This window comes from Rhodobacter maritimus, assembly GCF_058747975.1.
Genome location: NZ_CM179095.1, coordinates 2,681,392 through 2,694,685, shown reverse-complemented (window position 1 = coordinate 2,694,685; position 13,294 = coordinate 2,681,392). Strand labels below are relative to the sequence as shown.

The following is a 13,294-nucleotide window of genomic DNA, read 5'->3' as shown; positions in this document are numbered from 1 at the left end:
CAGATTGTCAGTGTCGGGGTGCCGCAACGGACCCCGGCACATGACTTGCCCGGCCTCATTTCGGGGCGGGCGCAACCAACATCGCTCTGGAGAGGATGCCATGCGCAGTTTTGACTTTTCGCCGCTTTATCGTGCGACCGTCGGCTTTGACCGGGTTGCCGATCTGATGGATCGGGTGCTTTCGGCCGAAGTGGCCCAGCCGACCTATCCCCCCTACAATATCGAGAAAACCGACGAGAATGCCTATCGCATCTCGCTTGCCGTGGCCGGGTTCTCGGCCGACGACCTGAACGTGGAGCTTCGTGAGGGCGCGCTGATCGTATCCGGCCGCAAGGCCCAGGACGACGCGGATGCCACGCGCAGCTACCTGCATCGCGGCATCGCCACCCGCGCCTTCGAGCGCCGCTTTGCCCTTGCGGACCATGTGCGCGTGACCGGCGCCAGCCATCAGGACGGCATGCTGCATATCGACCTTGTGCGCGAAGTGCCCGAGGCGCTGAAGCCGCGCCGGATCGAGATTGCCGGCACCAACACGGTCGAGGCCAAGGCCGTCGAAACCGTCGGGTCCTGATCGGGTCCGGGTGATCCGCTGGATCGGAACGGGCGCAGGGCACGACCCCCTGCGCCCGCTTTCATTGCCCGGTGGTATCGCGCAGCATGGCGCCAAGCGCCGCGATCTCGGCCGCGCCCCGGCTGTGCAGCGTTTCCTCAAGCTTGCGGAAATGGGCAAGCGCCTCGTGTCCGGCGGGTGTCAGGCGGGCGCCGCCCCCTGCGGCCCCGCCGCGGCTGCTTTCGACCAGAGGCTCGCGGAAGGCGCCGTTCATCGCCTCGACCAGCATCCAGGCGCGCTTGTAGCTCATGCCCATGCGCCGGCCCGCCGCCGAGATAGAGCCCTCTTCGGCGATGCCCTGCAACAGGTCCGCCTTGCCCGGCCCGAACATCAGTTGGTCTCCGAAATATAGCCGCAGCCTGAGGCGCGAAAGTTCCATCGTCTTGCTCCTGAGTGATGTGCAGGATGGCCAGAGCCCGCGCGGATGGCAAGCGCCCCCTTGCACGCGCGCGCCGCTTCCGGCAGCCTGCGCCCACCTGCCGGAGGATAACATGCGCGTCGGAATAGGGTTTCTTGTGGCAGGCTATGTCCTGAGCCAGTTCTATCGTGCCTTCCTGGCCGTTCTTGCGCCTGTCCTGGGGCAAGAGCTTGGCGCGACGCCCGGCGATCTGGCCGTGTCGCTGGGGCTTTGGTATGTCGCCTTCGGCCTGATGCAGATCCCGGTGGGAGAGGCGCTGGACAGTATCGGCCCGCGGCGCACGGTTGCGGTGCTGCTGGCACTGGGCGGGGGCGGCGGGGCCGTGGTCTTTGCGCTGTCCCAGGGGCCATGGGGCATTCACGCCGCCATGGCGCTGATCGGGATCGGCTGCGCGCCGGTGCTGATGGGGTCCTACTATATCTTCGCGCGCAATTTCGCGCCTGCGGTCTTCGGCACGCTGGCGGGGGCGGTGATCGGGGTGGGCAGCCTTGGCAACATCGCCAGTGCCGCGCCGCTGGCCTGGCTGATCGAGGCGGTCGGCTGGCGCGCCGCGCTTTGGGGGCTGGCGGGGGTCACGCTGCTGGTGGCGGCGGCGATCTGGCGCTTCGTGCAGGACCCGCCGCCGGTCGTGCATGATTCGGGACGGCGGGGCAGCGTCATGGACATCCTGCGCATTCCGGGGCTGTGGCTGATCCTGCCGCTGACGCTTGCCAATTATACCGCCGCGGCGGGGATTCGCGGGCTGTGGGCGGGGCCCTACCTGACCCAGTTGCACGGCGCGGATGCGGCGCTGATCGGGCGCGTGACGCTGGTGATGGGGCTTGCCATGGTGGCGGGAAACTTCCTTTACGGCCCGGCCGACCGGATCTTCGGCACGATGAAGCGCGCGGTTCTGGCGGGCAATGCCGCGCTTGCGGTGACGCTGGCGGCGCTGTGGCTCTGGCCGGCGGGCGGGCTGTGGCAAAGCACGGCGCTTCTGGCGGCGATGGGGCTGTTCGGGGCCTCGTTCCCCGCGATCATGGCGCATGGGCGCGCGTTCCTTCCGCCGCATCTGGTGGGGCGCGGGGTGACGCTTCTGAACATGTTCTCGATCATCGGGGTGGCGGGGTTCCAGTTCGGCTCTCGGGTCGTCTATGAAACCACGTCGGCGCGCGGCACCCCCGAGCAGGCCTTTTCGGCGCTGTTCCTGTTCTTCCTTGTGCCGGTCATCGCGGGGCTGGCCTTCTATGTCCTGTCGCGCGACAGTGCCGGGACCCGCTAGTAGGAGCCTGCCATGGCGACGCCCAGCATCGACCGGATCGAGGTCATCGCACCCAATCTCAAGCGCCGCCTGTCGGGGGTGACGGCCACGGTGGTGCGGCTGGTGCCGGTGCAGGCGGGGATGATCGGGATCGCCGTCACCGGTCCGGGCCTGCCGGACAGCCTGCCGCACCTGCCGCTCTGGCGCCTGCCGTTCCTGCCGCGCGACCGCTGGCGCGTGTGGCATGCGCGGCGCAATACCGAGATGCTGCTGGGCCTTGTCCTGCGCGGGGTCTTCCGGCGGCGGCTGAAGCTTCTGTTCACCTCGGCCTCGCAGCGCAAGCACACCGGCTATACGCGGTGGCTGATCGGCAAGATGGACGGCGTGGTGGCCACTTCGTCGCGCACGGCGGCCTATCTGGAGCGTCCGGCAAGCGTGGTCCTGCACGGGATCGACACGAAAGGGTTCGCCCCGCCCGCCGATCGCGCGGCCCTGCGGGCGCGGCTGGGCCTGCCGGATGCGGTGCTGGTCGGCTGCTATGGCCGCATCCGCGCGCAAAAGGGCACCGATGCCTTCGTGGAGGCGATGATCCGGCTGCTGCCGGACCGCCCCGGCGCGGTGGGCCTTGTGATGGGGCGCGCCACCGAACAGCACGGTGCGTTCCTTGAGGATCTGAAGGCCCGCGTGGCCCGCGCGGGGCTGGGCGCGCGCATCCTGTTCCTGCCCGAGGTCACCGTGGACCGGATGGCCGAATGGTATCAGGTGCTTGACCTTTATGTCGCGCCGCAGCGGTGGGAGGGGTTCGGCCTGACCCCGCTTGAGGCGATGGCCTGCGGGGTGCCCGCGGTTGCCACGCGCGTGGGGGCCTTCGAGGAACTGATCGAAGAGGGGTGCACCGGCGCGCTTGTGCCGCCCGGCGATATCGAGGCCCTAGCCGCCGCCGCCGCGCCCTATCTCGATGATGCGGGCCTGCGCGCGCGCGCGGCACTGGCCGCACGCCAGCGGGTCGAGAACGGCTTTCGCATCGAGGATGAGGCGGCCGCCCTCGTGCGCATCTACCGCGGGCTTCTGGCGCCATGACCCGGCTTGGTTTCCTGATTGCCCGCACCCTGCGGCACGAGGCGCCGCTGGCGGCGCTGTCGGTCCCGTTCTCGGACCTTCTGGCCGAGCTGGCGGGAAAATCGGTGGCGCTGGTCGGCAATGCGCGGTCTCTGTCGGGGCAAGGCTATGGTGCGCAGATCGACGCGGCCGACCTGGTGATCCGCATCAACCGCGCGCCGATGCCGTCGCCCGCATCGCATGGCACGCGTACCGACTGGCTGGCGCTTGCCACCGCGCTTGGCCCGGCGGACCGCGCGCGCCTGCATCCGCATCGCTTCCTGTGGATGTCGCCCAAGCGCAAGCGGCTGCGCTTCGACATCGCCACGAGCCCCGGCTTCTACCTGCATCCGCAGGCCGAGATCGCCGCGCTTGGCGCGCGCCTGCCGGCCCCGCCGACCACGGGGCTGATGATGATCGACATGCTGGCGCGCAGCGAAGTCTCTGTGCTGCGCCTTTTCGGGTTCGATTTCTTCGCCTCGCTGTCCCTGTCTGGCCGGCGCTCGGCCGAACAGGTGCCGCATGACTTCAATGCCGAGGCGGCGCATGTGGCCGCCCTCATGCAGCGGGATTCGCGCATCACCCGCGCGGAATGACACGGTTCTCCCTTCCCAAAGTCACGGCTTTCCGCTAAGGGGCCTCGTTCTTTCGAGAAGGAGGTCCTGATGGGCTACAAAGTCGTCGTCGCAGGCGCCACGGGCAACGTGGGCCGCGAAATGCTGAATATCCTGGCCGAACGCCAGTTCCCGGTCGATGAGATCGCCGCGCTTGCCTCGCGCCGTTCGCTTGGCACCGAGGTCAGCTTTGGCGACAAGACCATCAAGACCAAAGACATCGAGGGCTTCGATTTCACCGGATGGGACATCGCGCTTTTCGCCATCGGGTCGGACGCGACGAAGAAATACGCCCCCATCGCGGCCCGCCAGGGCTGCGTGGTGATCGACAACTCGTCGCTTTATCGCTACGACCCCGAAATCCCGCTGGTCGTGCCGGAAGTGAACCCCGAGGCGGTGGAGAACTACCGCAACAAGATGATCATTGCGAACCCCAACTGCTCGACCGCGCAGATGGTGGTGGCGCTGAAGCCGCTGCATGAGCGCGCGCGCATCAAGCGCGTCGTGGTGTCGACCTATCAGTCGGTCTCGGGCGCGGGCAAGGACGGCATGGACGAGCTGTGGGAGCAGACGAAGGCCGTCTACAACCCCACCGCCGAGGTGCCGCCGAAGAAGTTCACCAAGGAAATTGCCTTCAACGTGATCCCGCATATCGACGTTTTCCTTGACGACGGGTCGACCAAGGAAGAGTGGAAGATGGTGGCCGAGACCAAGAAGATCGTCGATCCGTCGATCAAGGTCACCGCAACCTGCGTGCGCGTGCCGGTGTTCGTGGGCCATTCCGAAGCGATCAATATCGAGTTCGAGGAATTCCTGGACGAGGACGAGGCCCGCGACATCCTGCGCGAGGCGCCGGGCATCATGGTGGTCGACAAGCGCGAGCCCGGCGGCTACGTCACGCCCAAGGAATGCGTGGGCGATTACGCCACCTTCATCAGCCGCATCCGTCAGGACAGCACCATCGAGAACGGCATCAACCTGTGGTGCGTTTCCGACAACCTGCGCAAGGGCGCGGCGCTGAACGCGGTGCAGATTGCCGAAACGCTTGGCAATCGCTGCCTGAAAAAGGGCTGAGCGGGCGCTTCGCCCCGGCGTGATGGACAAAACGTGAGGGCCTCGTGATGCGGGGCCCTCTTGCTTTTCGGGCCGTCGCGGGAAACCCTCGCGCCATCCTGTCAGGAGGTTTCCATGCGTCCCACCCGTTTGCCGTTCTTCACCCTGCTTTGCTCTGTCGCGCCGCTGGCGCTTTGGGCCGATACGATCGAGGCGCCAGGCCGCGTCTCTGCCGTCGTGCTTTATCCCTGGGGGGCATCGGTCACGCGCCAGGTCGACCTGACGGCACCCGAGGGCGTGCATGAGCTGATCGTGCCCGACCTGCCGCAGGGCACCGATCCGTCGCAGCTGCGCGTGGCGGGCGCGGGCGTGCGCATCGGCTCGGTCACGCTGGTCGACGGGCGCCAGCCCGTGACGGGCGACATGACCCCGCCCGCCGTGCAGGCCGCGCGGGGCGAGGTCGAGCGGCTCGAGATCGCGCTTGCCGCACGCGAGGCCGAGGTCGAGGCGATCCGCCTGAAGGCCGGTGCCGCGCAAGAGCAGATCGCCTTCCTGCGCGGGCTGAAGCCCGACAGCACCGATGCCGAGGATCTGCGCGCGTTGTCGCAGATGGTCGGTGCCGAGGTGCTGAGTGCAAGCCGGGCGGCGCTTGCGGCCGAGCAAGAGGCCATCGCCGCTGACCGCGCGCTGAAATCCGACCGCGAGGCGCTGGACAAGGCGCGTCAGGCCTTGGCCGCGCTGATCGACGAGGGGGCGGACAAGATGACGCTTGCCGCCACGGTCGAGGGCAGCGGCGTGCTCGAGATCACGACCTTCACCCCCAATGCCAGCTGGCAGCCGGTCTACGATCTGCGCCTTGACCGTGCCGCAGGCAGCCTTGCGCTGGAGCGCGGCGTGGTGGTCTCGCAAGCCTCGGGCGAGGATTGGAGCGGGGTGGAGCTGACCCTTTCGACCGCGCGCCCGGCCGAGCAGTCCGCGCCCTCGCAGCTTTGGCCCTGGCTGCGCCGGATCGGCCCGCCGCAAGAGCTGCGCCCGATGGCCTCGGCCCGCGCCAAGCTCGAGTCCGAATATGCCGCCGATGCGGCGATGGGCGCGGCCCCGGCGCCGGTGCTGATGGAAGCCGCCACGCCCGAGATGATGGGCGCAACCGTGACCTATCGCTACGGCGCGCCGGTCGATATCCGCGACGGGGTCGAGGCGCTGCGGCTGAAGCTGGACGACGTGGCCTTGCGCCCCGAGGTCGTGGCCGAAGCCGTGCCCGCGCGCGATTCCTCGGCCTTCCTGGTGGCGCGCGCGCCCAATGACAGCGGGCAGGTGCTGCTACCCGGCGCAGCCACGCTGTTTGCCGATGGCGCAATGGTCGGGCAGGCCTATCTGCCGCTGACCGCGGCGGGCGACGAGTTGCGCCTTGGTTTCGGCCCGATCGACGGCATCCGGCTGGAGCGTCTGGTGCCCGAAAAGACCGAGGGCGACCGCGGGGTCATTACCAAGTCGAACGAGCTGCGCGAGGTGGCGATCCTGAAGGTCGAAAACCTGACGGGCGAGGACTGGCCGCTGCGCGTGATCGACCAGGTTCCCTATTCCGAGCAGGAGGATCTGGTGATCCGCCACTCGTCCACGCCGCCCGCAAGCCAGAGCGACCTGGACGGGCAGCGCGGTATCCTGGCTTGGGAATTCGACCTGAGCGCCGGAGAGACGCAGGAAATCCGGCTGGAAACCACGCTCAGCTGGCCCGCGGGGCAGGTCCTGCAATAGCGGGCCCTGTGCCGGGCGTTCAGAGCGGCACGAACTGGCCGCTGGCGGGTTCGTATTGTTCAAGCCCGCCCGCGCCGATATCCGTCCAGAGCCCGTGCAGCGTCATGTCGCCGGCCTCGAGCGCGGCGGTGACGAAGGGGAAGGTCATCAGGTTTTCCAGGCTGATGACCACCGCCTCACGCTCCAGCGCGCGGGTGCGCTCGGCCTCGGGCAGGTTGGCGACCCTGTCGAAACCCGGGCGCAGCAGATTGAGCCAGGTGCCCACGAAAGAGGTCTTGTCCTCGAGGTCCGGCGCGTGGCCGGTACACATCGCCTCGCATCCCGCGACGCCGCCGCATTGCGAGTGGCCCAGCACGATCAGATGGGCCACCTTCAGCGCGCGCACCGCATATTCCAGCGCGGCCGAGGTACCGTGGTGATCGCCATCGGGGTTGTAGGGCGGCACGAGGTTGGCGATGTTGCGGTGAATGAAGAACTCGCCCTGATCGGCCCCAAAGATCGAGGTGACATGCACGCGCGAGTCGCAGCACGAGATCACCATCGCGCGGGGGCGCTGCCCTTCGTCGGCCAGGCGTTTGTACCAGACCCGGTTTTCGGCATAGGTCGTTGCCTTCCAACCCTGATAACGCTGGACCAGATAGGAGGGAAGCGGGCGCACATGTTCTTTCATCGTCGTTGCTTTCCGTCGCTTGTGGCGGGATTTCAGTCTGCGACTGGATAAAGACTCTGCCCCCGGAATTCGAGATATTTTTCGGATTCCGGAAACGAATTCTTGAGGTCTTGGCCTCAGGTTGCTGGCATCGGGCGTGGGGACGCCGGAAATCATGGGGGTGCCTGGGGTGAACAGGATTGCGGTTTTGCGGCATGAGGAAGGTGTGCGGGTCGATCCCGTGCGCCTGGCCGCGCTTTATGCGGAATTGGGTCAGGCGGGGGCAGAGCGGCTGATCTCGGCGGTGATGGAAGAGATGGCGGTGCTTCTGGCCGCGATCCGCACGGCCGGTCAGGCCGGTCAGGGTGAAAGGGTTGCGGGCATCGCGGCGGAACTGGCGGACCGGGCGGGGCAGGTCGGGATGATCTCGCTTGGGCGCTTGGCCCGCGATGTCGGCTGTTGCGCCGGGGCGGGGGACACTGTCGCGCTGGCCGCGACGCTGGGGCGTCTGGTGCGGATCGGCACGCGCTCGCTGACCGAAGTGTGGGACTTGCGCGATCTGAGCCTCTGAGCCGCTCTTGCAGCGCGCGCGCCAGGCGCTAGGCTGCGGATCAGCTTGTCTCCGCCTGGAAGGATCACGATGACCGCCGCCGATACCATGCGTTTTGCCGCCGGAAAGGCCGCTGCCCGCCCGCTTTACCTTGTGCCCGAAGACGGGACTGCGGCGCGGCTGGGCGATCTGCCGCCCCCGCAACAAGCCTGGGCCGGGGCGCAGGGTTTCACCGGCGCCCTGGGGCAGCTTTGTGTGCTGCCCGGCGCCGATGGCGGGCCCGAAGTGGCGCTGTTCGGCACCGGCACACCGTCGGCCCGTGCCCGCAGCCGTTTCCTTCTTGCCCGCGCGGCCGAAGCCTTGCCCGAGGGCGATTGGCACATCGAGGGCGACCTGAGCACCGCAGAGGCCGAAGAGGCCGCTCTTGGCTGGCTTCTCGCGGCCTATCGGTTCACGCGCTACAAGGCAGCCAAGCGGCCCGCGGCGCGGCTTGTCTGCCCCGCCGGGCTTGACCCCGCACGGATCGAGGCGATCGCGGCCGGCGAGGCGCTGACCCGCGACCTGATCAACACGCCCGCCTCGGACATGGGCCCGGAGGAGCTTGAGGCGGCCTTCTGCGCGCTTGCGGATGAATTCGGGGCAACGGCCCTGGCGCTGCGGGGCGACGATCTTCTGGCCGGGAACCTGCCGATGATCCATGCCGTCGGGCGCGCCAGCCCGCGCGCGCCGCGCCTTCTGGATCTGCGTTGGGGTGATGCCGGGCCGCGCCTGACGCTGGTCGGCAAGGGCGTCTGTTTCGATACCGGGGGGCTGGATCTCAAGCCCGCCGCCTCGATGGGGCTGATGAAGAAGGACATGGGCGGGGCGGCCACGGTGATGGGGCTTGCGCGCATGATTATGGCGCTGAAGCTGCCCTTGCGCTTGCGGGTTCTGGTGCCGGCGGTGGAAAATGCGGTGTCCGGCAATGCCTTCCGGCCGCAGGACGTGCTGACAAGCCGCAAGGGCCTGACGGTCGAGGTGAACAACACCGATGCCGAGGGGCGGCTGGTGCTGGCCGATGCGCTTGCCCTGGCCGATGAGGAAACGCCCGATCTGCTGGTCTGCATGGCCACGCTGACGGGGGCTGCGCGGGTGGCGCTCGGCCCCGATCTGCCGCCGTTCTATACCGATGACGACGGGCTTGCCGCGGCGCTGAGCGGTGCGGCCGCGCGGGTGGCCGATCCGCTGTGGCGCATGCCGTTCTGGGCGCCGTATGAACCCCTGATCGAACCGGCGATCGCCGATCTCGACAATGCGCCGGGGGGCGGGATGGCGGGCTCGGTCACGGCGGCGCTGTTCCTGCGCCGGTTCGTCACCCGGACCCCGCGTTTCGCGCATTTCGACATTTACGGCTGGCAGCCCGCCGCCGCGCCCGCACGCCTCAAGGGCGGCGTCGGGCAAGGTGCGCGCGCGATCCTGGCAGCCCTGCCCGAGGTTTTGGACCTATGAGCGACCGCCGCCTGACCCCCGCCAATGAGCACGTGGCACATGTCTCGCTGCGTGGCGCGCTTGAGGGGCGCAAATTCGTTCCGGGAACGCCCGCGCGGCTGGCGGTGCCGCTGGCCGATCTCTGCGCCACGCCCGGCGGCGCGCGCGACCGTCAGCTTCTGATGGGGGCCGCGCTTCTGGTTCTGGACCGGCAGGATGGCTGGGCCTTCCTGCGCGCCGAGGCCGACGGCTATTGCGGCTGGGTGGTCGAGGCTGCGCTTGCGCCCGCCCGCGCGCCCAGCCACTGGGTTTCGGCCCCGGCCACGCATCTTTACCCCGAACCTTCGGTCAGGCAGCGCGAGCTTACGCTGTTGTCGCTTGGCGCACGGGTCAGCGTGACCGAGGCGCAGGGGAATTTCGCCCGCACGCCCGAAGGCTGGATCCCGCGGGCGCATCTACGCGCGCTTGGCGATTGGGCCGACGATCCGGTCGATGTGGCCGAAAGCCTGCTGGGAACCCCCTATCTTTGGGGCGGAAACAGCCGCTCGGGGGTGGATTGCTCGGGGCTGGTGCAGCTGGCCTATGCCGCCTGCGGGCGGCCCTGCCCGGGCGACAGCGACCTGCAACACGCGGCCCTTGGCGCGCCGCTGCCGCCGGGGGCCGCGCTGCGGCGGGGCGACCTTCTGTTCTGGAAGGGGCATGTCGCGTTGGTCTGTGACGGGGCGCGGCTGATCCATGCCAACGGCCATTCGATGAATGTCGCCCATGAGGGGCTTGCCGAATGCCTTGCGCGGATCGAGGCGGCGGGCGAGGGGCCCTTCCTGGGCGCGCGCCGTCCGGGATGATCAGTCGACCGGGCGGATCAGCTTGCGTTCCAGCACGCGCAGCACCGTGGGCAGATCCTGCCCGCGCTTGAGGATCTGGCCGTCCATGCCCAGCACCGCATATTGCCCCTGGCGGTTGCGCAACGCGGGGCGTTTTTCGATGCGGAACAGAGGATGTTCGGTCGCACGCCGGAACACTGAGAAAACGGCGACATCGCGCAGAAAGCTCATCGCATAGTCGCGCCATTCTCCGGCCGCGACCATCTTGCCGTAAAGCGCCAGAATGCACGAAAGCTCGGCCCGGTCGAAGGCGACCTGCGCGGGCGCAGCCGGTTGCTGGGGAAAGGGGGTCGGCATCCGGACCGTCATGACGAAAGAGTGACATCCCCCCCGCAGCAAATCAAGCACCCCCGGCGACGGCCGCGATTTTGCCACGAAAAGACCCGCGAAATGCCAGCGGCCTTTCCCGAACCCGCCGCGATTGGGGGGCAAAAGCAGAGGTGGCGGAACACGCTAAGCGCCCGGGTGGTCGATGTTCAGCCCCCACCCAGTTCGGCCGCCCGGGTCGCTTCCTTCCGCAAGAACCCCGCCTTCGGGCGGGGTTTTCCTTTGGGATGACAATTCGGTGAGCACCCCTTCGGGCCGCAAATACCGCCATGGGATTCAGGGCGCTTTGGGCTATGCTTGGCGACATTGTAGTCAAGGAGGAACGCCGTGAACTTCTCGAGCAAAATTATTGCCGCAGGCCTGATCTGTGCCGCGGGCGTCGCATTCGCCAAGGAAGGGGTGCAGAACCCCGTGGTCAAGACGCGGATGGATACGATGGGTGTCATCCGCGCGAATACCGGAATTCTGGGCGACATGGCCGGCGGCAAAGCGGCGTTCGATGCCGACAAGGCCGCCGAGGCCGCCGCGGCGCTTGCCGCCGCCGCCAACACCATCCCGCAGGTGTTCGAGGCGAACGAGACCGACCCCGTCTCGGAGGCCAAGCCCGAGATCTGGGCGAATTTCGACGATTTCAGCACCAAGGCAGACGCGCTTTACAAGGCCGCGCAGGCGGTCGACACCAGCTCGCTCGATACGCTCAAGGCCGGGATGGGCGGCGTCGGCGGTGCGTGCAAGGAATGCCACACCACCTATCGTATCCAGACCGACTGATCGCCGGGGCAATCGCGCGGGTCAGACGCAATGCACCCGCGCGATCACTTCCTGTGCGTCGATTTCGATGTTCAGGCGGTCGGGGCGGTAGTCCATGGTAACAGCCATGCCGGGGCGCAGGATGCGCACGGGCTGCGAGAATTTCATCGTCTCGAGCACCGAGGCGGGCTGCCCCACCAGATGCTGAAGATCGGCGGCGCCACAGGCGTCGGCCATACCGGCCGGGTCTGCGTCGGGGATATCGGGGCGACAGCCGGTCACGGCCAGAGCGGCGGCAAGGGCAAGCGCTGCGCGCAGGGTTCGGGTGCCCATCGGATCAGCCGCAATCAATGTTGAAGATGTTGCCCGCCGCATCCAGGCGGAAGACGACGCGCTGCGGGTTGTATTCCTGCGCCTCGATCCCGCGCCATTCCACCACCCGGAACGGGCGCGAGATGGCCAGCGTCGGGATCACGCTGCCGGGCTGGCCCAGATAGGCCACATATTCGACCGCCTTGCAGCTGTCGGGTTGCCGCTCTTCCAGCGCATCGGGCTGCGGGGCAAGCGGGCCGACATAGGGCTGCGGCTGCGAGACGGGCGGCAGGCTTTCGACCGGGGCCGGTTCGCAGGCGGCAAGAAGCGCAACGGCAGAAAGGGCGGTAAATCTGATCATTGTGTCGCATCCCATAGTTGAACTTGCCCGGGCAATGCCGCAGGCTTTGCCAATCTATACAAGGAGGATCTGCCGATGAGAACCCGTGCCGCCGTTGCCCTTGAGGCCGGAAAGCCGCTTGAAATCATGGAGGTGAACCTCGAAGGGCCCAAAGCGGGCGAAGTTCTGGTGGAAATCAAGGCTACGGGCATCTGTCACACGGATGAATTCACATTGTCGGGAGCGGACCCCGAAGGCCTGTTCCCCGTGATTCTGGGCCATGAGGGCGCGGGCGTGGTGCTTGAGGTCGGGCCGGGCGTGACCTCGCTGAAGCCCGGCGATCACGTCATCCCGCTTTATACGCCGGAATGCCGGTCCTGCCCGTCCTGCCTGTCGCAGAAGACGAACCTCTGCACCGCGATCCGCGGCACCCAGGGTCAGGGGCTGATGCCCGATGGCACGACGCGGTTCTCGATGCTCGATGGCACGCCGATCCTGCATTACATGGGCTGTTCGACCTTCGCCAACCACACCGTGATGCCCGAGATCGCGCTTGCCAAGATCCGGCCCGATGCGCCTTTCGACAAGGTCTGCTATATCGGTTGCGGGGTGACGACCGGGGTCGGCGCGGTCATCAACACCGCCAAGGTCGAGATCGGCGCGAAGGCGGTGGTGTTCGGGCTGGGCGGGATCGGGCTGAACGTGATCCAGGGGTTGCGGCTGGCCGGGGCCGACATGATCATCGGGGTGGATCTGAACAACTCGAAAAAGGAATGGGGCGAGCGCTTCGGCATGACCCATTTCGTCAACCCCTCGGAGATCGGGGGCGATGTGGTCAGCCATATCGTCAACATGACCAAGACCCCCTTCGATCAGATCGGTGGCGCGGATTACAGTTTCGACTGCACCGGCAACGTCAAGGTGATGCGCGATGCGCTGGAATGCACCCATCGCGGCTGGGGCCAGTCGATCATCATCGGCGTGGCGCCGGCGGGGGCCGAGATCCAGACGCGGCCGTTCCAGCTTGTGACCGGGCGGATCTGGAAGGGCACGGCGTTCGGCGGGGCGCGCGGGCGCACCGATGTGCCGCAGATCGTGGACTGGTATATGGACGGCAAGATCGAGATCGATCCGATGATCACCCATACGATGCCGCTGGAGGACATCAACAAGGCGTTCGACCTGATGCATTCGGGCGAATCGATCCGCTCTGTCGTGATCTACTGA

Annotated in this window: 16 protein-coding genes; 11 read left to right on the top strand and 5 right to left on the bottom strand. The window is 67.6% G+C overall.

Annotated features, from left to right (window positions below; all coding sequences use genetic code 11):
- The first annotated feature begins 100 nt into the window (after positions 1–100).
- On the top strand, positions 101–571 hold the full coding sequence (locus tag AC4PTO_RS13675) for an Hsp20 family protein (RefSeq protein WP_492729349.1): 471 nt from the start codon (positions 101–103) through the stop codon (positions 569–571).
- Between the two features lie 61 nt (positions 572–632).
- On the opposite strand, the gene AC4PTO_RS13670 is transcribed toward AC4PTO_RS13675, so the two are convergent.
- The gene (locus AC4PTO_RS13670; protein ID WP_492729347.1) at positions 633–989 is read right to left on the bottom strand and encodes a winged helix-turn-helix domain-containing protein; all 357 of its coding nucleotides are present in this window, start codon (positions 987–989) and stop codon (positions 633–635) included.
- Between the two features lie 112 nt (positions 990–1,101).
- Between AC4PTO_RS13670 and AC4PTO_RS13665 the strand changes: the two genes are divergently transcribed.
- From AC4PTO_RS13665 to AC4PTO_RS13645, 5 genes are all read left to right on the top strand, one after another.
- Positions 1,102–2,289: an MFS transporter gene (locus tag AC4PTO_RS13665; RefSeq protein WP_492729345.1), complete on the top strand. Its 1,188-nt coding sequence runs from the start codon at positions 1,102–1,104 to the stop codon at positions 2,287–2,289.
- A gap of 12 nt (positions 2,290–2,301) precedes the next feature.
- Positions 2,302–3,348, top strand: a complete 1,047-nt coding sequence (locus tag AC4PTO_RS13660; RefSeq protein WP_492729343.1) for a glycosyltransferase family 4 protein — start codon at positions 2,302–2,304, stop codon at positions 3,346–3,348.
- Positions 3,345–3,962 carry a glycosyltransferase family 29 protein gene (locus AC4PTO_RS13655; RefSeq protein WP_492729340.1) on the top strand — a complete coding sequence of 206 codons (618 nt, stop codon included), beginning with the start codon at positions 3,345–3,347 and terminating at the stop codon, positions 3,960–3,962. The genes AC4PTO_RS13660 and AC4PTO_RS13655 overlap by 4 nt, the downstream gene beginning before the upstream one ends.
- A gap of 69 nt (positions 3,963–4,031) precedes the next feature.
- Entirely contained in the window at positions 4,032–5,054 is a 1,023-nt protein-coding gene (locus AC4PTO_RS13650) for an aspartate-semialdehyde dehydrogenase (RefSeq protein ID WP_492729338.1), read from the top strand.
- A gap of 114 nt (positions 5,055–5,168) precedes the next feature.
- Positions 5,169–6,788, top strand: a complete 1,620-nt coding sequence (locus tag AC4PTO_RS13645) for a DUF4139 domain-containing protein (RefSeq protein ID WP_492729336.1) — start codon at positions 5,169–5,171, stop codon at positions 6,786–6,788.
- A gap of 19 nt (positions 6,789–6,807) precedes the next feature.
- Here AC4PTO_RS13645 and AC4PTO_RS13640 read toward each other — a convergent pair whose 3' ends face one another.
- Positions 6,808–7,458, bottom strand: coding sequence for a carbonic anhydrase (locus AC4PTO_RS13640; RefSeq protein ID WP_492729333.1), 651 nt, complete (start codon positions 7,456–7,458; stop codon positions 6,808–6,810).
- A gap of 205 nt (positions 7,459–7,663) precedes the next feature.
- Between AC4PTO_RS13640 and AC4PTO_RS13635 the strand changes: the two genes are divergently transcribed.
- The 3 genes from AC4PTO_RS13635 to AC4PTO_RS13625 all read left to right on the top strand — a co-directional run bounded on the left by AC4PTO_RS13635 (position 7,664) and on the right by AC4PTO_RS13625 (position 10,299).
- A complete protein-coding gene (locus tag AC4PTO_RS13635) occupies positions 7,664–8,008 on the top strand; it encodes a hypothetical protein (RefSeq protein ID WP_492729331.1) in 345 nt (114 codons plus the stop codon).
- A gap of 69 nt (positions 8,009–8,077) precedes the next feature.
- Positions 8,078–9,475, top strand: coding sequence for a leucyl aminopeptidase family protein (locus tag AC4PTO_RS13630; protein ID WP_492729329.1), 1,398 nt, complete (start codon positions 8,078–8,080; stop codon positions 9,473–9,475).
- Positions 9,472–10,299, top strand: a complete 828-nt coding sequence (locus tag AC4PTO_RS13625) for a C40 family peptidase (protein ID WP_492729327.1) — start codon at positions 9,472–9,474, stop codon at positions 10,297–10,299. The genes AC4PTO_RS13630 and AC4PTO_RS13625 overlap by 4 nt, the downstream gene beginning before the upstream one ends.
- Here the strand turns inward: AC4PTO_RS13625 and AC4PTO_RS13620 are convergent, their stop codons facing one another.
- Complete coding sequence (locus tag AC4PTO_RS13620; protein ID WP_492729325.1) at positions 10,300–10,635, bottom strand: DUF2794 domain-containing protein; 336 nt, start codon at positions 10,633–10,635, stop codon at positions 10,300–10,302.
- A gap of 357 nt (positions 10,636–10,992) precedes the next feature.
- Between AC4PTO_RS13620 and AC4PTO_RS13615 the strand changes: the two genes are divergently transcribed.
- Complete coding sequence (locus AC4PTO_RS13615) at positions 10,993–11,436, top strand: c-type cytochrome (protein ID WP_492729323.1); 444 nt, start codon at positions 10,993–10,995, stop codon at positions 11,434–11,436.
- Between the two features lie 21 nt (positions 11,437–11,457).
- Here AC4PTO_RS13615 and AC4PTO_RS13610 read toward each other — a convergent pair whose 3' ends face one another.
- Together AC4PTO_RS13610 and AC4PTO_RS13605 are read right to left on the bottom strand one after the other, a co-directional pair.
- Positions 11,458–11,748: an I78 family peptidase inhibitor gene (locus tag AC4PTO_RS13610; RefSeq protein ID WP_492729321.1), complete on the bottom strand. Its 291-nt coding sequence runs from the start codon at positions 11,746–11,748 to the stop codon at positions 11,458–11,460.
- A 4-nt stretch (positions 11,749–11,752) separates the two neighbouring features.
- Positions 11,753–12,088, bottom strand: coding sequence for an I78 family peptidase inhibitor (locus tag AC4PTO_RS13605; protein WP_492729319.1), 336 nt, complete (start codon positions 12,086–12,088; stop codon positions 11,753–11,755).
- Between the two features lie 75 nt (positions 12,089–12,163).
- Between AC4PTO_RS13605 and AC4PTO_RS13600 the strand changes: the two genes are divergently transcribed.
- Positions 12,164–13,294 carry an S-(hydroxymethyl)glutathione dehydrogenase/class III alcohol dehydrogenase gene (locus AC4PTO_RS13600; RefSeq protein ID WP_492729317.1) on the top strand — a complete coding sequence of 377 codons (1,131 nt, stop codon included), beginning with the start codon at positions 12,164–12,166 and terminating at the stop codon, positions 13,292–13,294.